The 19088-nt window shown below is 62.1% G+C and carries 17 protein-coding genes and 1 tRNA gene; 6 read left to right on the forward strand and 12 right to left on the reverse strand.

Going from position 1 to position 19088, the window contains the following annotated elements:
• Positions 1–112 precede the first annotated feature (112 nt).
• From Pla111_RS03385 to Pla111_RS03395, 3 genes are all read left to right on the forward strand, one after another.
• Positions 113–186: transfer RNA gene (locus tag Pla111_RS03385), tRNA-Met, on the forward strand.
• A gap of 142 nt (positions 187–328) precedes the next feature.
• Positions 329–1552, forward strand: a complete 1224-nt coding sequence (locus tag Pla111_RS03390) for a tyrosine-type recombinase/integrase (protein ID WP_146571342.1) — start codon at positions 329–331, stop codon at positions 1550–1552.
• 311 nt (positions 1553–1863) lie between these two features.
• Positions 1864–2415: a hypothetical protein gene (locus Pla111_RS03395; RefSeq protein WP_146571344.1), complete on the forward strand. Its 552-nt coding sequence runs from the start codon at positions 1864–1866 to the stop codon at positions 2413–2415.
• A 143-nt stretch (positions 2416–2558) separates the two neighbouring features.
• Here Pla111_RS03395 and Pla111_RS03400 read toward each other — a convergent pair whose 3' ends face one another.
• A complete protein-coding gene (locus Pla111_RS03400; RefSeq protein WP_231930619.1) occupies positions 2559–3326 on the reverse strand; it encodes an abortive infection family protein in 768 nt (255 codons plus the stop codon).
• A 1550-nt stretch (positions 3327–4876) separates the two neighbouring features.
• Between Pla111_RS03400 and Pla111_RS03405 the strand changes: the two genes are divergently transcribed.
• On the forward strand, positions 4877–5155 hold the full coding sequence (locus Pla111_RS03405; RefSeq protein ID WP_146571348.1) for a hypothetical protein: 279 nt from the start codon (positions 4877–4879) through the stop codon (positions 5153–5155).
• Positions 5156–5231: 76 nt separating this feature from the next.
• Here Pla111_RS03405 and Pla111_RS03410 read toward each other — a convergent pair whose 3' ends face one another.
• From Pla111_RS03410 to Pla111_RS03455, 10 genes are all read right to left on the reverse strand, one after another.
• Positions 5232–5507 (reverse strand): DUF1580 domain-containing protein, encoded by a 276-nt coding sequence (locus Pla111_RS03410; RefSeq protein WP_146571350.1) that lies wholly within the window; start codon positions 5505–5507, stop codon positions 5232–5234.
• Positions 5508–5561: 54 nt separating this feature from the next.
• Entirely contained in the window at positions 5562–5963 is a 402-nt protein-coding gene (locus Pla111_RS03415) for a hypothetical protein (protein ID WP_146571352.1), read from the reverse strand.
• A gap of 3 nt (positions 5964–5966) precedes the next feature.
• Complete coding sequence (gene mobF, locus Pla111_RS03420; protein ID WP_146571354.1) at positions 5967–8909, reverse strand: MobF family relaxase; 2943 nt, start codon at positions 8907–8909, stop codon at positions 5967–5969.
• A gap of 231 nt (positions 8910–9140) precedes the next feature.
• Positions 9141–9638 carry a hypothetical protein gene (locus tag Pla111_RS03425; RefSeq protein WP_146571356.1) on the reverse strand — a complete coding sequence of 166 codons (498 nt, stop codon included), beginning with the start codon at positions 9636–9638 and terminating at the stop codon, positions 9141–9143.
• Between the two features lie 48 nt (positions 9639–9686).
• On the reverse strand, positions 9687–10040 hold the full coding sequence (locus Pla111_RS03430) for a hypothetical protein (RefSeq protein WP_146571358.1): 354 nt from the start codon (positions 10038–10040) through the stop codon (positions 9687–9689).
• Between the two features lie 51 nt (positions 10041–10091).
• Complete coding sequence (locus Pla111_RS03435; protein ID WP_146571360.1) at positions 10092–10559, reverse strand: hypothetical protein; 468 nt, start codon at positions 10557–10559, stop codon at positions 10092–10094.
• 50 nt (positions 10560–10609) lie between these two features.
• Positions 10610–12505, reverse strand: a complete 1896-nt coding sequence (locus tag Pla111_RS03440) for a type IV secretory system conjugative DNA transfer family protein (protein WP_146571361.1) — start codon at positions 12503–12505, stop codon at positions 10610–10612.
• Positions 12506–12554: 49 nt separating this feature from the next.
• The gene (locus Pla111_RS03445; protein ID WP_146571363.1) at positions 12555–12809 is read right to left on the reverse strand and encodes a hypothetical protein; all 255 of its coding nucleotides are present in this window, start codon (positions 12807–12809) and stop codon (positions 12555–12557) included.
• Between the two features lie 79 nt (positions 12810–12888).
• Complete coding sequence (locus Pla111_RS03450; RefSeq protein WP_231930627.1) at positions 12889–13389, reverse strand: hypothetical protein; 501 nt, start codon at positions 13387–13389, stop codon at positions 12889–12891.
• Positions 13390–13832: 443 nt separating this feature from the next.
• Complete coding sequence (locus Pla111_RS03455) at positions 13833–14387, reverse strand: hypothetical protein (RefSeq protein WP_146571367.1); 555 nt, start codon at positions 14385–14387, stop codon at positions 13833–13835.
• Between the two features lie 201 nt (positions 14388–14588).
• Here Pla111_RS03455 and Pla111_RS03460 point away from each other — a divergent pair, with 201 nt between their 5' ends.
• Positions 14589–15200: an ECF-type sigma factor gene (locus tag Pla111_RS03460; RefSeq protein WP_146571369.1), complete on the forward strand. Its 612-nt coding sequence runs from the start codon at positions 14589–14591 to the stop codon at positions 15198–15200.
• Complete coding sequence (locus tag Pla111_RS03465; RefSeq protein ID WP_146571371.1) at positions 15197–17536, forward strand: serine/threonine protein kinase; 2340 nt, start codon at positions 15197–15199, stop codon at positions 17534–17536. Before Pla111_RS03460 ends, Pla111_RS03465 begins: the two co-directional genes overlap by 4 nt.
• Here Pla111_RS03465 and repC read toward each other — a convergent pair.
• Positions 17448–18836 (reverse strand): plasmid replication protein RepC, encoded by a 1389-nt coding sequence (gene repC / locus Pla111_RS03470; protein WP_146571372.1) that lies wholly within the window; start codon positions 18834–18836, stop codon positions 17448–17450. The genes Pla111_RS03465 and repC overlap by 89 nt on opposite strands.
• Positions 18837–19088: the final 252 nt, after the last annotated feature.

The following is a 19088-nucleotide window of genomic DNA, read 5'->3' on the forward strand; positions in this document are numbered from 1 at the left end:
GCAGCTCCGGTGGCCAAGGTTGCGGATTAGGCGAACTCTGCGGCACAGCTCGAGGGGGCGAGAGCCGACCCCTTGTCGGGCCGATATTATGGCGATACTGTTATAAGTCTGACGCGGGGTGGAGCAGCCAGGTAGCTCGCGAGGCTCATAACCTCGAGGTCGTCGGTTCGAATCCGGCCCCCGCCACTTTTTGTAAGTCTAGCTGATACCTACGCTTAGGTTACCTGCCAGCGGTTGGCAGAGCGGCTCGTTAGTAGCGAAAACCCGTAGTCAAAACCCGTAGAGGGTGGCGGACTACGGGTTTGGCTCCCAAAACGAGGTTCCGCCCATGCCCCGCCTTCTGAAAAGACCGCCCAAATACGGTCGGCACAAAGCTTCTAATCAGGCCTGCGTCTACGTCAACGGCCGCGAGGTCTATCTCGGCAAGTACGGCTCCCCCAAGAGCCACGATCGGTACCGAGAATACTTGGCCGAATGGCGGTCCAAGCAGGCCGTCATCGAGAGGGATGAGGCCGTCCAGTCGGTCGAAGACTCGCTCGCCAAGACGCTCAACCCGGCAGCCCTCCGCCGCAAGCGTCGCGAAGGGGGCGTTGTCACGCTCGATGAGCTGATCTTCGTCTACCGCCGGCACGCCAGCTCGTACTACGTGAAGTACGGCAAGGTGACCCGGGAAGCGGAGCTGATTGTCGAGCTGACCGGCTTGCTCGGCAAGAAGCACGGGGACGAGCCGGTCGATGATTTCGGCCCGGTGCAGCTCGACAACTTCCGCGACGACCTGATCACCGAGCGGGATTGGTCGCGGAAGGTGATCAACAAGCAGATCAGCCGGCTGATCCGGATGTTCAAGTGGGCGGTAGGAAAAGAGATGTGTGCGGCGGAGGTGCCGCTGCAGCTGGCGGCGCTCGGCGGGCTTAAGAAGGGGCGGACCGATGCGCGAGAGCTGGCCGACGTGCAGCCTGTCGAGGACGCTCGGATCCAGCAGACGCTGCCCTGCCTGCCGGAGATTGTGGCGGACATGGTGCGGTTCCAGCGGCTGACCAGTGCCAGGCCGGGTGAGGTCTGTGCACTGCGGCCTTGCGACATCGATCGTAGCGGTGAGGTCTGGGTCTATACGCCTGACGCTCATAAGACCGAGCACCACGAGAAGTCCAGGTCGGTCTACATCGGGCCGCAGGCACAGCGGCTTCTTGCTCCTTACCTCCAGCGTGATGAAGGGAAGTTCTGCTTCTCGCCCGAGGAGTCTGTCGCCAGGGCTCGCCAGCGTCAGCAGAAGCTAAAGGACAAGCCTTGGAAGCGATCGGCCGCGCGTCCACCGGCTGAGCGTTACCAGGTCGCCAGCTACCGGGTGTCGATCCGCCGCGGCTGCAAGAAGGCAGGTGTCGAGGTATGGACTCCCAACCAGCTGCGTCACACCGGGGCGACCGAGATCCGCAAGAAGTACGGCCTGGAAGCGGCTCAGGTGATCTGCGGGCACGAGCGGGCAGACGTTACGCAGGTGTATGCCGAGCGGGATCGGCAGCTGGCTGAAAAGGTAGCCAGGGAGGTTGGCTGAGGGTGATTCGCCGGCGTTCTACTTGCGGTCGGTGAATGCCACTGCCTGCAGTTCGACGAAGCCCGAAACATCCAACCGCGGCGGCAATTGATGACCCGTATCTTGCTGAGGTGACGGACAAACAGGCGCGAGACTTAAGCGCCACTGTCCGGCTTGTCCGGCACTGAACGCCGGATAAGGGAAGGGAAGCCACCGATTCAACAATCAAGTACGCTTGACTCACAACGTGCCTTCATAGAGGGGCTATGGCAGGATAGCTGGATCAGCCAGCCATGCCCTTAGGTAAACTCCCGACGCTAAAATAGCCCGTCATGGCAGCATCCGACAAAGACCTCGCCCTGCACGAAGCTGGTCACGCAGCCGTTCTCTGGCTCGTCGGCTGGGAACATCAGCTTAAACTCATTCGTCTGAAAGGCTCTGGCCAAAAGCCGCCTGCTGAGATGGTACCCGCCATTCAGGCGGATATGACAAGCCTGTCCGACTTGCGGAAGTATCTTTTAGTTATGTGGGCTGGCACCGCTGCTACTGGAAAGAACGACTTCGACAAAGACCTCCAGGACATATGCCACGCAGTTCGCAGGCATCTGGGTATATCCAAAGTTCGCACGCTCTTTCCCTTAGGGTTTGAGCCCCCGGAAGCCTCTGCTCTTATATTCGAGGCAGAGAAGACTTCGCTACGCATTCTTGGCCTCAATGGCTTTCGCTCTTTGATTGAGGAAATAGCAGATCAGCTACTGGCCATGCCGAAGGACTCCAGCGGCTACCGTACACTCCCTGCGGCAGACATCATCCAGCTCTGCACTGCGAAGGTCGATCGAGAGGCGATTCTGGCTGACCTGGCCAGCTGGCTCGACGGCAAGTAGTCGTTACCGCGTTACTGCAAATTGGGAGGGCACAGTTGCCAACTTGCTGATCGCACAAGCTCCTGTTGAAAGACTTACTTGGTCACGCGAGAGGCTGAGCCCATGGGGTACGACGGGTCGCAGTTCGCGGGTAGCTGTGTGGCTCATGACGGTGCGGACACGCGCTGTGCAGTCACCTTCATATCGATGTAGTGGAGCATCGTTCTCGCGAGATCAACTACGAGACCAGCCTCAGGAGCAGCGATCAGTTCCTTGTTGGGATGGGCCATGCTCTTGTCGTTGCGGATCGGATTAAGTGCATCCATGATGCTCGACATCGCGCGAAAAATCTTGACGAGTTCGCCCTGCCTCTGGTCCGCGCTCTGAAAGGCTGGATGCTGCTTGCGAATCAATGAGAACAGTCCGCTCATCAAGTCTTTCTGACCAAACTCGATACCAGCTTCATCGCAGAGGTTGCGAAGGTAGCCGTGCAGCATGGTATGGACTCGATCAACCGCGCTAGCGAAGCCGCGCTTCCCAATGAGGTCTTCGGCCTGGTCGATCGCTTGTTCAACTATGTCGCACGTTACTGCCGGCCGACGAATCGTGACCGCCGCACACCCTTCTAGCCGCGCCGACACGGCTAGCAACTCGTCGTGCAGTTCTTGGGATCGACCCTCGAAGCGAGAGGCGTCTGGAGGGTGCATCTTAAGCGAGCCACGGATAATTGCCGCTTGCTCATTCGGCGGGCACTCCTTCAGAATCCGCTCAAACCTCTCGCGGTTCGTCCCCGAGCCAGCGCGTGGGTCAGCATCAACGCCGATCCGGATATAAAATCGCTCAAGCACCCCTATGTCACTGAACTCTCCCAAGTAGCCGCCACTTACGCCGAGGTAAAGGCGTACCAGCTTGCGGTGTTCGTTGTTTGACATTCGGGCCATGCGTTGCCTCCAATCTTGCGAGAATGTACCGAAGGACGCGATCGCACACAAAAGGTTCTCTTCCGATCGCTCGTTCGGGAATTATCGTCGAATTTTGATGCATTGGCAAAAAAGCCGCCGTCCGGTCTTGCTCGGTCATGGCGTGGCGCTAATCTGTCGGGATGAGAACCGTCCGCGACCAGACGAGTAAGCCCCTCCTCGACCGATGGGATTACCCGGCCTAAGCTGCTGGAGTCGAGCGGGTCGGGGCTGTTGAACGATTACTTGCTGGGGCACCTGTCGGTGAAGGAACTAGCCGTGGCGTTCTGAGAAGGCTTCGGCAGGCAAAGCAAGGACCTGCACGTGGTCGCTCGGCTCCCTGACCCTGCAGCAGCTGCACCACCTGACCGAACAGCAAGCGGCCGAGGCGGTGGTGTTGAACATCGCCTAGCACTAAGCGCTGGGTGCCACTGCTATCTTGCCCAGCGGTGCAGAAGTGGGTAGACGGCGTCTACTGTCGGACAAGCCGGGCAGTGCCGTTCAAGCTCGCGTCAGTGCAGACCGCCTTGCTCAATCTACCTGCTGCGACTGAGCGACGTTGCATCGACTTCGCGGGCTTTTGCCCCTGGACAACTCTCCGAGGTTACCTCACCCGACCTGCCGAAGGCCCTCCGCAAAGTTGCTGAGGTGATCCTCACCGCAGCGCCAAACCAGGCTCGCGAGGGAAGTCTCCTAAGCCGGTCAACTGGCGAGCAGTTGACCGGGGCCGATTTTGTGCTGCTATCGCGGCATTCTCTTGAGAGAAAGAGGGAAGAAGCCTGTCAGGTTCAGCCGAACAATAGGTGGATTTCTCGGGCGGCCCGCAAGCAGTCGTGCATGGCGGCGACGACGCAGAGGCTCCCTCGCTCTTCCTCTCTCAAGGACGCGAGAGCGTATCACAAAATCGGCCACTGCGAGCCGGACGCCAGCGTCCTGCGGGGCTCCGATAACAAGCCCTACTCGACCTGCGTGGTGCCGTGTTCGGAGTGCTCGCGCTGTGCTCCTTCGATTGTCGGCAGCGCCCACTCCAGCATGGGCCGACCGTCACCGATGGATCAACTGGGTCTGCGGAGCTAAGCTTCTACCTGGCTCACTCATTCATCATCGTCTCTCGTCACGCCCCGTGGTTGGCTGCCGAGAACCGTCGCCGCCTGCATCGGCGGTACGCCATCGTGAATGGTGGTCGTGGTTGGGATCATCCTTGCGCCTCGTGGCCGAGAACGGTGAGAAATAGAACGCCCGCTCGTTATCGTCCGGGCGGCTGTCGGCTGGCAAGCAATGACCTTTGATGTGAGCACAGGAATCGTTGTGGTATAGATCGGCTCGTCGCTTTTTCCTTTCCAGCCAGATTGAGTAGCGCTATCCTGTCCCCCGCATCGGCCGAGTCAAACGCCAAAAACAATTTCACGAGGCGCTAGCGCTTGAAATTCTTTTGTGGTCCCTCCGGGCAGACGTTGGACACGCCCGCTTTTCGGTGGACAAACCGGATGCGTACGTCAACTAACTAGAAAAGGAGAAAGACCATGACAAACCAAACTCTAACGACCAACGAACCCGTCGCCCGCTTCAAGGACGGCCTTGTCGAGATCGCCATCTGGCAGAACGACACCGAGAACGGACGCCCGTTCTACTCGACCTCGGCCATCCAGCGGAGCTACAAGGACAAATCCGGAGATTACCAAGTGACCTCCAGTCTGAGTGGCACCCAGCTCTTGCAGGCGGCAAGGCTCTACCAGCAGGCCTACGACACGATCCGCGAGCTGGAAGAAGCCGACTACCAGGCGAGCAAGGCAGAAGCCTAACTCACCACCCCTTGGGAGCCGCCCGGAGACGGGCGGTTCCATCTTTTCTGGGTGGGCTCCTTCAGGAACGCCGTAGCTACTTGTCGCCGTAGAGCGCGCGCTTGATCGCCGTCCGCCGATCGTCTTCTTCACGGCCCCGGGTAGGGTCGAAGAAGCGGTTCAGCGCGGAGACCGTGGTGAAGCGGACGTTGCCCACCTTGTGGCTATCCAGCACGCGGCCCCGCACCCCCTTGGTCGCCCAACGGTAGACGGTCGAGTGGTGCACCTTCTTGCCGTGTCGCTTGGGCAGTATCGCCGGCACATCGGTGAGGGCGACGGGGTCGTTCGGTCTTGGGTCAGGGAGGAAGCTCATTGGAGACGCTCCGTTTCATTGGTAAGGGGGGCTGGGAAGGCGCTCGCCGTGACGCTAGTAGTCGTGCCCGGTCAGGGTTTCGACGGTCACCTTGTCGATTGAGGGGCTCGTCTCGGGGCGGTCGAAGGTGCGCGGGCCGAGCTCGGTGAACGACTTCAGCTTGCCCGCGGCGATCAGTTCGGCGAGTTCGGTCAGGTTCCGGCCGGCGATCGAGATCACGAGCTTCTCCATGCCCAGTAGCCCGAGCTGCAGGAAGCCGGCGTCGCGGAGGCGGATCTCACGCAAGTCGCAGTAGGCATAGCTGGTAGCGCACCCGTCGCAGAAGCAGACCTGGAACATCAGCGGTGCGGGCTCGGTCGGCGACACCCGTTTCCAAGGCACTTGGCTGGTGCCGGCGATCGCGGCGGCCGCGTGCTGACGGTTCTCGTTGGAGGGGAATGGGAGGTTCTGGGCCATTGGTTAGCTCCTTCCTGGCTGTGGCTTGTGCTGCTGGCGAGTGTGTGGCGAGGCGAAGCCGGTTTGCTTGGCGACCTTCGGCCCGCGTCCCGACCCGCGCTTCGCCCACCACGCGTGGGCCCGCTCGATGACCGATTGCCGGCGGCGGGCGTGTGGCGTTTGGGGGGCAGCGTTCGGCTGGGGTCGCTTGGTCGGTTTGGCTGCCCGTTGCTGGGCTCTTGATGCGGCCTGTTGGTGTTGGGCCGGGCGCTTCGTCTGCTGCTGGACAAGCTCTTGGTCCTTGACCATTTCCGTAGCGGAGAGCTGTTGCCCTGCCCCCTGGATCGCTCGCCGCACCGCCTGCTTGTCATCGACGTAGAGGGTGACGTCCTGCTTGCCGCGGGAGGCGGTGACGTAGAGCTGCTTGGCGTTGATGGCGGGGAGCGACTGCGAGCCCATCGCGGCGATCGCTTTCTTGGCGTCCTTGCCCTGGGCGGTCTGGCTGGTGATGACGAAGCCGTGGTCGAGGTGGCCGTACTCTTTGGAGACGACCAGGCCACTCTTCAATTTGAGGTTGCCCCGCTTGTCAAAGCCGGCGACCTCGTCGATGCGGCCGTTGCTGATCTTCCGCTTGTTGTCGATCCCCGTGCCGCCGAGGCTGAAGCGGACCTTGTCGCCGACCGCCAGGCCGAGCTTCTCTTCGCGGTAGACCTCAAAGCGGTTGGGCGAGTCGATCGGGACCGGCTTCTTGGCGCCGCCACCCATCGGGGCGAGCGCCACCTGCCCCTGCTTGTCGACTTCAACGCGGTAACGCTCGCCGCGGACGTAGCCCCCCTTCACGTTCTGATGGAACTGCACCACCAGGCCGGGCTGGCGGTAGCTCTCGGGCGTCTTCCGCTCGGCATCGGTCAGGTTCAGCGGCTTGAGCTGCACCAATTCGCGCTCTTCTTTCCCGATCGCCCCCCGCTCCCGGAGGCCGTCGCGGATCTGGCGGGTCACGGCGCGGCCCTCGGCGTGGGTGGGAGACACCACCAGCGGCGTCTCCTTCCCCTTCGCCTTCAGGTACTCTTCTGCCAGGAGGGCGTGCCGATCGTCGGTCGAGACTTCTTTGATCTTGCCGAGCTTGTCCAGCAGATCGAAGCCGGCGACGAGGCCCGTGGTGCCCCGCTTCTTGTCGACGATCTCATTGCCGCGGCTGATCAGCTCGATCGCCTCCTTGTAGCGGCCCTGCTGGCGTTGGATCTTTTCGACCCGCGCGACCGACAGGCCCGCTTCTTGCTCGAGAAGCCGAGCCGCTTCCCCGCGGCGGGGGCTGGAGTGCTGGCGCGTGTCGCCCGAGAGGACGACGCGGGCGTTCTGTTGTTTGGCGATGTCGAAGACGCCGAGCATCGAACGGGTGTCCAAGAGGCCCGCTTCGTCGATCCAGAGGACCTGGTCTTTCAGTTCGGGATGAAGTCTTTCATTGCGTAACAGATGCTCGACGGTCTGGGCTTTCTCGAAGCCCTTCTCTTCGAGGACTTCCTTGGCGCCGGTGCTGGGAGCGAAGACGAACAGGTCCTTGCCGCTCTGGTGGATCGCTTCGGCCGCTTCTTGCATGAGGGAGCTCTTGCCGGTGCCCGCGCCCCCCATCACGCCGGTGACCGCGTCACGGCTTTTCAATACGTGACGGACCGCTTCTTTCTGCTGGTCGTTGAGCCACTCCCGCTTGAAGGCGTGTTCTTCTTTGGCGATGGGTAGCCGGGTGCCCCGTCCTTCGCGGGCGTAAGCGATCATCCTCCGCTCGGCGTCGAGGACTTGGGGCGTGGTGACGTACTGCCGCTTGGCGCCGCGGATGTCGCGTTCGCCTTGGATGACTTCTTTGCGGTCAAGCTCGGCGGCGACCTCTTCGGGAGTGAGGGTTAACCCGCGTTCTAAGGCGGTCGCGATAACCGCTTGTTTTTCCACGGTCGATTGGCGGTAGAGGTGATGGTCGAGCGCATGCTGCAAGGCCTCCCGCGACCTTTCGATCCGCTCCGCCGCGCCCTCTTCTCCTATCGCCCCCTTCCCGAGGGCCTCGATCCGCTCGCGTTCTTCTCGGGTCAATCGGGTCTGCCATTCTTCACGGAGCGTCTCGACCGTGGCCCCTTGGTCTTTCTTCTCGCGGGTCTTCAGGCCGAGCTTCGCCTTCGCCGCCTCCTCGGTGATGCCGTGCTCCAGGGCATACGCTTCGACCTGCTGGGTCCGCTGCGAGAATTTTTCGATGGTCGCTCTTTCGATGCCGGCGATCTCCCAGCCTCGCTTCTGCTTGCCCCCTTGGGTGTACTGGGTGGCGGTGACGCCGTAGCCGAGGCGGCCGAGCTTCTTCGCGAGGCGAGCCTCGAAGGCGGCTTGCAGGTAAGGGCGGCTGCGGATGATCTCTTCCATCTCGGCCGCGTAGTGCTTCCCCTCGTCGTGGGTCCAGTTGAGACAGAAGGCGTGGATGTGCAGGTGGGGGTCGGTCTTCCCTTCAACGGGGCGGGAAGTCTTATGTAGAAAATCGGCGTAGATGAGTTTGCCGGTTGGCTTGCGGTCCTTAGTGCCTGCTTTGTCTCCCGCTCTCACGCGGCGGCACATCCTTGGCTCCACGTCGCGGGCCATCGTTTCGTGCACCGCTTCTCGGAGCGCTTCGAGGATCCGATCGTCCTTCTTCACCGCCCAGGCGATCGAGACGCTCTTCGGGACCGAGTAGGTAAAATCGACGCCGGGGCGGCGGTCCTTGCGTAGTCGCTGCACCAGCTTCTTGCCGGTCATTGGGTGGAGACCCGCGAGCAGGTGGCTGAATTGGTCGCGGGTGACGGTCTCTCCCTCGACTAGGCCGAGCAGTTCCGCGCCGAGTCCACGCCAGGCGCCGTTCACTTCTTGACCGAGGTAGTAGTCGCCTTGCGTCAGCACCTTGTCGAAGTACTTCTGCGTTCCGGCGATGCTCTTGGCTTGGGTGGCGATCAACATGAGGGGCTACTGAGTGGTTGGCGGGTTGGCTGCTTCGGCTGGGGTTGGTGGGGGCGTTTGTTGGTGGCTTCTTCGGGGTGGGTTTCTTGGTAGCTCTTTGCTTTGGGTCTTGTTTGTTGGGTTGGTGGTTCGTTTGGGTGGTTGGTTTAAGGGGTTCTGTTTTTAGGAATAGGCATGTCTCCTAGGCGGGGCCCTAGGTGGCATCAGCCTGCCGTGATTCGCCCGTTGCGATCAACGCCCGAGAACGCCCGAGGCGAAGTTGTCCACAGCCGTTTTCGGTTCACGGTGGTGCAACGCCGCTTCACGAGCCGCCGGAAGTTCTTCCGCGGCATCGATCAGCCGGACGCGTCCGGCTTCATCGACGTGGAACGGTTCCTCGGAGAGGACTTCGCGGCAGCGGTTCGAGAAGCCTTTGAGGTCCAAGCCTTGCTCGACCTTGAGCGACTTCTTTGCCGCGGCTAGTAACGACTCTTTGGAAGCCGCCGGTTTGACGTCGAGTAGCCTCAGCAGCGTCTTCCGCACGTCTTCTTGCGTGACCGTCCGCGCGGTGGCACCCGGATTCGGCTTCTTCTTGCCGCGTGCCTTGCCCTCGAGCGGGCTTATTGCGGCTTCGAGCGGCTTCAGGGTGATGTCGATCTCGGCGATTCGTTCGGTGAGCGCACGCTTCTCTTCTTGCAGCGGGAGGACGATCGCTTCGAGGGCTTCTTTGCCCGCTTCGATGGGGTTCATGGCTTGGGTTCCTTGGTTCATGGGCGATAGGAAGAGGGAGTGGTGCGGCTACGCTTGGCGGCGGGAGGCCTGCCCGTGGCGGGGGAGCCTGCCGAGGGGTAGCGGGAGCGTTCCGGTGTCGGCTTCGTGCAACTGCTCGTCTTCATGGCGACAGCCGGCGTAGGCGTGCTCGACGACGATCTCGAAGGCGAGACTCGGGTCGCTGTCGCCCGCTTCGCATTGCTCGACCAGCAGCGTGAGGATCTCGTCCTCGCTCCAGCCGTAGAACGCTTGCAACTCTTCGTAGGCGAGCCACGTGTGCCAGGTCGTGGTGACCACGGCGGTCTTGCCGCCCGGTAGGCGGAGCGATTGGGTATCGACTTCTTGGAGGGCCGCGGTTTCTTGGTGGTTGAGAGAGGACATTGGTTGAACCTTTTATGGTGAGATGAAAGTCTTGTGTGTTGATGAAGTCGCTCAGCGGCCGCGGCCACGACGCATCGCTCGTTTGGCTTGCAGCATCTGTTGGAATTGGCGTTTCTTCTCGGCCTTCAGGTGGACATCGGGCGTCTGCTTCTTCAGCTCGTGCTTCGGGCGGGCGCCATGCGACGGTTCGATGCGACGTTCACGCCACTTCTTCATCTGCTGGTCTCGCCGGCGGTTTCGGGCCTGCTTCTCACGCTCGACCTGCGTGTGTACCTCTTCGACCTCGTTGCCCTTGGGCGTCGGGACGAGCTGCTTCTTCGGCTTGGCGAGCTTCTCGCGGGGGCCTTCGTGGGCCTTACCGAATTGCTTCTTCACGCCGGTGGCCATGGCCTGTGTCGGCTTCTTCGCTTGCACGACATTCGCGGCTTGCTGGAAGCGGGGACGCGGGCTTTTGACGTGGGAGAACGCTTTGGGGCGGCCGCTGAGGGAAGCAGCACTGTGGTTGGGTTGTTTGGCCATTGCTTGGGACTCCATTTCGGGGGGCTAGAATTTAAAAGTAAGAGTGGCAACTACGAGCGATCAGCAGGGACGGGTGCCGCGTTCCGGCGTTCCTCGAAGACATCACCAAGCGGCAGCGGCTGGAAACACCGTTTGCCGTCGATACGGAAGTCCTTGTAGGCGCGGCGGTGGAGCCACATCGGCGGCCCGCCGTCGGCCGGGAAGACGAATTGATTCGCCGCGTGCTGGCGGAGTGTGTCTTCGACCTCGCGGTAGGTCATCAGCGGGACCGTCTTCTCGCCGACCTCTTTGGCGAGGGGGCCCCAGCCCTCCCGCTTCTTGACGACCCGCTTGCCCAGCTCACCGGAAACCCAGGCCGCCACGTCCTCGCCGTCGTTGTTCACGCCGAACACCTGGACGGTAGAGCTCTGCAACAGAAGACTGCAGGGCTCTTGGCCGATCGCGTTCTTGATCTGCGAAATCTTTTGGGCGCCGACCCAGAGCATGCAGCCCGCTTCGCGGAGGTTGCCGAAGCCATCGCTGATCGAGTCGAGGCCCTCGGCGTAGAGCGGGTACTCGTCGAGGCCAACCAGCACGCTCGGGGAGGGCTTCTGGAGAGTGCGGCGGAAGTCGCGTCGCAGGTAGTAGACCCCCATCGCCGCCATCAGACGGATGTAACGGGTGTAATTCTTCTCATTGCCGACCCCCACGACGACGTAGATCGTCGGCTTCTCGGCCCCTAGAGTCGGCAGCTCCAAGAGCGGGTTCTCAACGCCGGAGAGAAACGACTGCATCCCCTTCCCGGCCATCCACTTCAGGCTCTTCGAGAGGGTCGTCTTGAACGAGCCCCCTTCCTCCTCGGCGGCGTCTACCATGAGCTTGGCGGCCGGCACGCATTGGCCGACCGGGCAGTTGGACATCTCGTAAATCGCGTTCGACCACACCTGCTCGTCGTAGACGCCGGTCTCGGGGTCACGGGACTCGATGATCCGGTAGACGGTCGCCAGGTTCCGCAGCTCGGGGGGCTGGGTATGACAGACCCAGGTGATCACCCCTTCGAGCAGCGTGCCGGCGTTGTCCGCGAAGTGCGGGCCGGAAGCGGCGTTCTTCTCCGGTAGGATCAACGCTTGACGGATCTCGGCGATCTGGATCAGCCCGTCATCGGTGGTCTCGTCGATGCCCGCCAGCACGTTGCAGGTCGCCGAGGGGAGCCCGGTCACCTGCAGCGGGTCGAACACACTGACCGGCCCCAGCTCGCTCCGCCGCCGGCCGGTGACTTGGGCGTGCTCCCCCTTCATGTCGATGATCAGCCCGGCGCCGCCGTACATGGCGTAGTTGGGCCACTGGGCGGTCGCCGATTTGCCCGAGTTGGTCATGCCGACCGTGCAGAGATGCACCCCGGTCTTGATGCCCACCAGTCGGGGCATGAAATCGTGCCGGAAGGTGGTGGCGCCAAGCAGGATGCGGTCGGTCCAGCCGAGCTTGCCCTCCTTGGTGCGGGGTAACTGCATCTCGCGAGCGTGGTACTCGCCCCGGTTCGCCCAGGTCGCGCTGTCGCCGTCGCCGGAGCAGAAGTTCTCGCGGAACCAGGGTTGGCGCTGGAGCTGTGAGGCGAGGCTGCTGATCGCCAGGGGACCCGCCAGCAGCGAAACCGGCACAAGCACACAGCTCGAGAGCCAGAAGGCTTCGGATCGCCCCTGCTCGGTGCCAACGGAGAAGTACCCGAGGGCGACCGCCGCCGCGACGATCGGCAGGGTCACCGGCAGTCGCATCCAACGACGGAGGCCAGGGAAGCGGTAGGAGAGCAAGTAGACGATCGCCGCCGACCAACTCAAAGCAGCGAGCAGTTGCGCGGTTCCAGAGACTTCCTGCTCCCCCGTCAACGAAGGCACCAGCAGTAGCCAGAGCGTGGCGAGCGTGGCCCCGGCAAGAATATTCAGGAGGGTTCGTGGTCCGTAGTAGTCCATGATGGGGTTCCTTATGTGTAGGCGTGGGAGAGGGCGAAACGGCAACGGTTCAGCGTTCAAAGCCCCAGGGTGTCGGCGCTTCGTAGCCGGCAGCCGTGTGGCCAACCGTCGTGGCGAAGGTCGATTGGCTGCTACGTGGCTCACGACGTCCGCCACTGAAGACCGCCGGAAGGAGCAGCAGCACCACGATCAGCGGGGCGAGAATGAGCGTCTGCAGGTTGCAGTTGCGGTAGGAGATGGCGCCGGCGTGCTTCGCGATCCAGAAGGCGGCGGCGGGGACGTAGCGGAGGAACAGGAGGAACATGGCGCTGCTGCCTGAGGCAGTCCTTGATGTGAGATATGAGTTGTTTGGCGTTGGCCTCGAGCCGGCGTTTCCGGTTGGGTCACCTGAACGCTGGACTCGGCCCGATGAAACCAAGCCCGAAAGGCCCCCGATCAGCCTCTGGGTCGAGGTCAAGGTGCGGCTGCAACAGGTTGCGTTTAGCGTCAAAGCAGGCCCCTCCTCCCTCGGGCGTCCAAGGCGTTCCGTCCTCCCGGAAGTAACCCTCTTTTGGGAAATCACCCGGTTCATAGACCGTGGTGGCGTAGAAATTGATCGCCCACCAACGCCGCCCGCTCGCTTCTTCAAGCGTTTGCTGGCGTTCCCACATTGAACGCCGCTCCGCGGCTTTGGAGAGATCGGAACGAAGCGCCAAACCCAACAGCAATGACACCACGGCGGCGACGCTTGTCAGCAGGATCACCGACGTTTTAGTGAGGCCGTGTCGATGGCCAGGGCGCCGCTCGTTCTGGCAGGCGTTGCGCGTAGGACGGGTCGTCGATTTGGATTTACAAGCAGACATGGAGGAGCCTTTAGGAGTTGCTGGCTGGCTTTGGCCAGTCAAAGGGGGAAGCGAAGGGTTGCTTGCTTGCGTCGCGTTGATCCAACGGACGAGGCGTTGGTGGGTGAAGAAGTGAGAGGCACCCCAACGCCGACCCGATGTAGAACCCAAGATCCGCCCACCATTCGCTGGCGGCGACGGGCTCAACCGGTCGTCCATCCCACCAATGCATAAAAATGAAAAAGGCGGAGGCGTAGCCAAGCAGGGCGTACGGGTAGAGCATCAAGTCGCGACTCTTACGCGTCTTCGAGGGGGCGCTCGCTCGGCCTACGTGGTAGCCTACGACCGGTTGCACCAAACCGCTGAGCGTTCCGGCAGCGAAGACCAGCAACACAACGCCCTCACAGAACGGCGCTAAGCAGGACCAAGTTAGAGCGGAGGCTAGCAGTCCGCTGAGGACACCGGCTGGCAGGCAGGCGATCCATCGCAAGGCTTTCTGCGGGTGCTCATAGGAACCTCCCAAGCTCGGGTTGCCACGTCTTAAGCGGTGTTTTCGCGGCATCCTTGAGTTTCTGGTGGAGCTCGAGGAAGGCTGTCCCGTAGTGGTCGCCGTAGGAATCGAACCAACGAGAAACGCTCTGCGTCTCGGTGGGTTTCAGCGTCCAAGATTTAACGCTCCCGCGTTCGCTCTTGCTGACGACCATGGCGTCGACTGGCGCGATCAAGAGGGTCTTTCGGTACGTCGCGTTTTGCGGCTTCTCAAGCCATACGATTGGCGTGCTCCTCTCCGCGAAGGCGGGATCCAAATGGGCGATCTTCAGCTCGCCAGAGAGCCACTGGAAACGTTCTTCCCAGGTCGTGCAGAACCAGACGTCGAGCGTCGAAAAGCCGACGGAGAACTCGAATCGTTCGGCTAGGGAATCAATTAAGTCACTCGGGTGTCGCTGTGCCTGTGGGGCGGGGTCCCACGGTTTGGCGAGCTGCTTATCGTCAGCCTGCCATTCGTCGTGGACGCCGCAGTGGGATGCGTCGCGGGGACCTGGGGGAGCTTCTGTTTTCATGACATGCCCTTTGCTGTTGCTGGGGTGCCGGCCGCCGCTGCTTGGCGACAAACCGAGCCGACACTTGCTACAGGGAGGGCAGGCACTCGGGATGCGCGCAGAATCTCGAAACAATCCCGTTAAGGTCTTTTGGTGCCGGTTCGTGACCCGGCGGGTCGGGGTGGCTAAACTGCGTTTTGACCCGTGAAAGGAGCGATCCGCTTGAAGAACGACGCTGACCCCCAACCCCAGCCCGATGAAACCCCGGCGATCTCGTCCGCCGAGTGGTCGGCGTTGATGCACAAGCTGGCCCGCCAGGCGGAGCGGTCGCTCTGGTGGATGCGCAAAGGGACGGTCAGCGCCGACGACACCGCGATGAGCACGCTGCGGACCTACCTGCGGCAGACGGACAGCGGCGAGCTCCCACCTCCCAGTGATCCCGACAGCCTGTGGCCCGTGCTGGAGCAGCAGCTCACGCGGAAGATCGATAAGGCGGCGGCGACACAGCGCTACCTCAAGAACAAGAAGGCGGTGCGGTACAGCGAGATGACGCCGCAGCTCGATGGGCGTCCAGCCGAAACGGGTTTCTCCCAACAAGGGAAGAGCCCCGAGGATGTCGAGGCGTATGTCGCGCAAGCGCTGAGCCTGCTGTCGGAAGAGATTGCCGACGAGCACCTCTTGCAGATTGCGAGGCTCAAGCTGGAATGCCACACGACGGCCGAGATCGCCCAGACGATGGAACTCTCAGAGCACCAGGTCCGCCGACGGCTCGCGCAGATCCGTGGCCTGCTCGAACCAACCTGTGAGGACGATCCGTCAGGGGGGGGCGCTTGAGCGATCACCCCCATACCTACTCCGCCCTTTCTGCTGAAGAGCAGGCGGCGGTGAGTGTTTGGATCGACACGTTCGATCAGAGCTACGAGTACGAGGGCGCCGCTGCGCTGAAGAAGGCGGTCAAGGCGGCGCCCGAAGGATTGCGGTCGGTTCTCATTTCTCAGTTGCTTCCTCAGCTGATCGATCACGACCGCAAACGGCAAGGCCGCACGCCAACACTCCACGAGCTGCGTTCACGTTTTCCCGATCTGGCCGAGGTCTTAAGCGACGCCTATCCGTTGCTTGCCGCGGGCTACCGGTTGCCGGTCGAGCTGCGGGGCTATCGCGTCTTGCGGGTCGTGGGCGAAGGGGGCCAGGCCATCGTGCTGCGGGCCCAAGACGACATGCACAGCGCCGTGGCGATCAAGCTCAGCGCGTCGCCCGAGCACAACGAACTGCTGCTCCGCGAGCGGGAGCTGCTCGGTCAGTGCCAGCACCCGGGCATCCCCGACGTCATCGCCTCGGGCGTTGATGAGGACCGGGCCTACTTCGTGATGCCCTTCCTGCGGGGCATGACGCTTGCCGACAAGTACGCCACGCATCGGCCCACGGCTGAGGAAGCGGTGCGCGTCGCCACCGAGCTGTGCGGCGTGGTCGATCACTTGCACGGCCGCAGTATCCTGCACCGGGACATCAAGCCGCAGAACGTCTGGCTCGATGACTCGGGAGCGGTGAAGCTGATCGATCTGGGGATGGCGATCGACCGGTCGAGTTGGGGCTCGTCGCGAGCCCAGGTTGGCGAGTTTCATGGAACGCCTGCTTTTATGTCTCCCGAACAGGCGGCGGCTGACGGTGAGAACGACGGCGAGCTCAGTGACGTCTTCTCGATCGGGGCGGTGCTCTACTGGATGGGGACTGGGGCCACGCTGTACGAGAGTGTCGATAGGCAGAGCTTACTCTCGCACGCCGCGCAGGGCCGCTTCGACAGAGACCAGCTTTCCGCAGTTACGGCATGGCCCAAGCCGCTTACGCGGGCTTGCCTGAAGGCGATGTCGATCAAGCCCGCGGAGCGATACCGCTCTGCCGTTGAGTTGGGGGACAGGCTGGTTGCGGTGGGCGTCGTTCGCAAACCACCTGCCAGGCTGCGCGCGGCTGCGCTGCTACTCGTCTTGCTAGGCGTCGTCGCCGCTGTTGTGGTATTCGGTCCGCCTGGGCATGTCTGGCGACCGCCATCGTCCGCCTCTGCAGGTCCAGAGCTCGCCCCAACGCCATCCGGTCAAGAAGAACCTGCGGTCAAGCCGCCAGGTGAGCATCACGCAGACGGTGGCGAGCGGGCACTAGGTGGAGGCCTTCCCCCGGGGCACGATGGCATGGCCTTCAAGGCAGACCTTCCCCGGCCCCCGGAGGGAATGGAGTACGCCCCGGTAGCAGTCGGACCGTACAACCCTGACGGTCCCCCAACGATTGATCGGGCGCTGCGGAAGAAGTCGCTACTGCCCCAACCGGCCTCGCCACCAGTACTCGGGCCCAACCTCAGCCAGGAGGAGCGGGTGGGCCGTGCCAAGGCGTGGCTGGGCTCATTGTCACCCAGCAGCCCGATGGGCGATTTCGTCGGGCTCTACTTCAAGCCCACTGGATTTCAGCCGATCTGCAGCGTCGTGAAAGAGATCAACATACGGGCCGGTCATGGGGGCGAGATAAGGACCTTTTCATTCGGTGACGCGTCGGAGATGACGGTTGATCCGCTCTGGGACCCCAAGGTGAATACCCTTCGGCATGCGCTACTCAAGCCGCCGCCATACAAGTACGACTTTGCTTTTCATACAGCCTACGGACCCGCGGTTCGTAAACGGAAAGGGTATCTGCTGATCCCACCAGGTTGGCAAGGTCTGTTTGTTTCGGTGCGGCTCTTGGACGGTTGGTCTTCCAAGAGCTTCTTCGTCCCCAATGTCGATCCTTGCCTGATAAACCACCTCACTCCCTTTCCCGGTCAGAAGCAGAATGTCCCGGCCGGTTGGCTGTACCTCTACCAAGACCCCAGCCGGCCCGGGAGAGCGTCCAACCTGTTCAGCTTCGTTGACGAACCCGAGAGAGCAAGCGAAGAGCTACGCAACGTGCTGATTCGCACCTACGCCGGCTTCTACGCCGAACCGCCACCGCAGGCACAGTGGACGTTGTTGTCTACCCAGCCTGACAGTCTTGTCTTGCCAGACTCGGTAGAGCCCGGGCCTCTCTTTGTGCACTTTGTTTCCGCCGAGAAGCGGACGATCAGGCGGGTCGCTTACCAGGTGCCACGCGAGAAGTTCGAGGGGTTGGCCGCGGACGTAGTGGCAGGGTTCGAGGGGCGTCAGGAGTAGCACCAGACGATGGGCCCCTCTTGGCTAGGACAAGTCCCTGCACCAACGATTGAAGCAGCAGAGACCGCTGTAGCTCTAGCTCCCCTCGCCGGGCTTTCCTGGCAAGACCACTGAAGTACGCGGCAGGGCGACGAACCGGGTTCTGTTGGTGCCCCATCGCGCGGTCCGTGAGAATGACGCAAGCAGCCGCCCCAGCTCTCCCCATCGACGCGCAAGCCTCGGCCCAACTCTGCTGGCTGATCCGCAGCTCCGATCTTCGGCGGTTGGCCGCTTCGACCAGGTTGCTCCAGGTGAGCAGGCCCTTGGTCGCAGGCAAATGAGCCCGAAAGGCCTCGGTCGCGTAAGCGGCTACCTCGCGTGGCGTTCTCATCCCTATCGCCTGATACGCAAGCCGTGGCTGGAGTGGGGTCTGCTCGGTTTTCGAGTCGCTTTCCGTTTGAGTTTCTCGATCTAATTTATTTATTGGAGTGGTGTGTTCTTCGTGCGCGAACTTTTGGACGTGGCTGCGCGAACGTTTTCGTGGGGTAAGGGCGATAGGAGAAGAAGTCGTGGGCTGGGGAGAAAAAACATCTGTCTCGGGGGTGATTGCCTGGTAAAGTGTGTCGTGGAGTTTGGTGTGACGCTTGGCTAGCTCACGTAAACACGACAGATCAATGTGGCTCCTCAGCTCGAACGCGATCTCGCGGTATCGCTCTTCCCAATTAGTGAGCGTTTGGGAATCGATACCCTCCTCCCCCAGCTGCTCGAGCCGCTCGCGGATCTGACGCCGCGTCTCGGAGATCTCGCGTTTGGTCGCCCGCCACGTTTCGGCGTAAAGCTGCTTCTCGTGCAGCTTTGCTACAAGCTCGTCATGGAGGTAGGCTAGCGGCGTCAAGTCGATTCCGTAGGCAAAGATCAGGCGGCCCGACTTGGGATCGCGACGCCCGAACCGCTTGTGGTTGCCACTGTCGTTCCAGCAGATGGCGCCGATATCGAAAAGACGTTTCTCCAGCTTCTGGATCTGCCGTTCGCCGACGCCCAGGTCCATCGCGGTGCGGGCGAGTGACTGGAAGACGATCGGGCGGCTCCCCTCCTCCCAGTCCTTGGCCGTGGTGTACGCCAAGTAGTACTCCAGCAGCTGCAGCATCCGCGGCGTGAAGCCGGCTTGTTTGCCGACCCGCTTGGCCAGTAGTAGGAGCTGGTAACGATCGACGGTCCGGTCGAGACGACTGAAGTCGAGGTCGCGTTCGGTTAGGGGTTCCGTGAGGACGCTCGCGAGGCCCCCACTCCCTTGGTTGGTTGTGTTTGCAGTTGTTTGCATTGATGTGTTGACGTTCCCTCATCGGCCTGACGCTCGGTCGCAAACGGTCGGACGCAGCGAAACGCTGCCGAACGAAGAAATCGTTTGCATCTCGATCGAAAGAGCGCTAGGGTGAGTTATCGAAGCTCAACAAAGACGCTCTTTGTTCTCAAACCGCCGCGCCAACGGCGGTTTTTTCTTGTCATTCTGCTTCTTTCGGGTGACGCCCTCCCTTCTGAGGTTGGTTTGAGTGGCCCGCCAGAACGGCGTGGG

Source organism: Botrimarina hoheduenensis (assembly GCF_007859815.1).
Taxonomy (GTDB): Bacteria; Planctomycetota; Planctomycetia; order Pirellulales; family Lacipirellulaceae; genus Botrimarina; species Botrimarina hoheduenensis.

Coding starts and splice junctions, on each gene's coding strand:
- Pla111_RS03390 (WP_146571342.1), top strand. CDS start 329: ATGCCCCGCCTTCTGAAAAGACCGCCCAAATACGGTCGGCACAAAGCT.
- Pla111_RS03395 (WP_146571344.1), top strand. CDS start 1,864: ATGGCAGCATCCGACAAAGACCTCGCCCTGCACGAAGCTGGTCACGCA.
- Pla111_RS03400 (WP_231930619.1), bottom strand. CDS start 3,326: ATGTCAAACAACGAACACCGCAAGCTGGTACGCCTTTACCTCGGCGTA.
- Pla111_RS03405 (WP_146571348.1), top strand. CDS start 4,877: ATGACAAACCAAACTCTAACGACCAACGAACCCGTCGCCCGCTTCAAG.
- Pla111_RS03410 (WP_146571350.1), bottom strand. CDS start 5,507: ATGAGCTTCCTCCCTGACCCAAGACCGAACGACCCCGTCGCCCTCACC.
- Pla111_RS03415 (WP_146571352.1), bottom strand. CDS start 5,963: ATGGCCCAGAACCTCCCATTCCCCTCCAACGAGAACCGTCAGCACGCG.
- mobF (WP_146571354.1), bottom strand. CDS start 8,909: ATGTTGATCGCCACCCAAGCCAAGAGCATCGCCGGAACGCAGAAGTAC.
- Pla111_RS03425 (WP_146571356.1), bottom strand. CDS start 9,638: ATGAACCCCATCGAAGCGGGCAAAGAAGCCCTCGAAGCGATCGTCCTC.
- Pla111_RS03430 (WP_146571358.1), bottom strand. CDS start 10,040: ATGTCCTCTCTCAACCACCAAGAAACCGCGGCCCTCCAAGAAGTCGAT.
- Pla111_RS03435 (WP_146571360.1), bottom strand. CDS start 10,559: ATGGCCAAACAACCCAACCACAGTGCTGCTTCCCTCAGCGGCCGCCCC.
- Pla111_RS03440 (WP_146571361.1), bottom strand. CDS start 12,505: ATGGACTACTACGGACCACGAACCCTCCTGAATATTCTTGCCGGGGCC.
- Pla111_RS03445 (WP_146571363.1), bottom strand. CDS start 12,809: ATGTTCCTCCTGTTCCTCCGCTACGTCCCCGCCGCCGCCTTCTGGATC.
- Pla111_RS03455 (WP_146571367.1), bottom strand. CDS start 14,387: ATGAAAACAGAAGCTCCCCCAGGTCCCCGCGACGCATCCCACTGCGGC.
- repC (WP_146571372.1), bottom strand. CDS start 18,836: ATGCAAACAACTGCAAACACAACCAACCAAGGGAGTGGGGGCCTCGCG.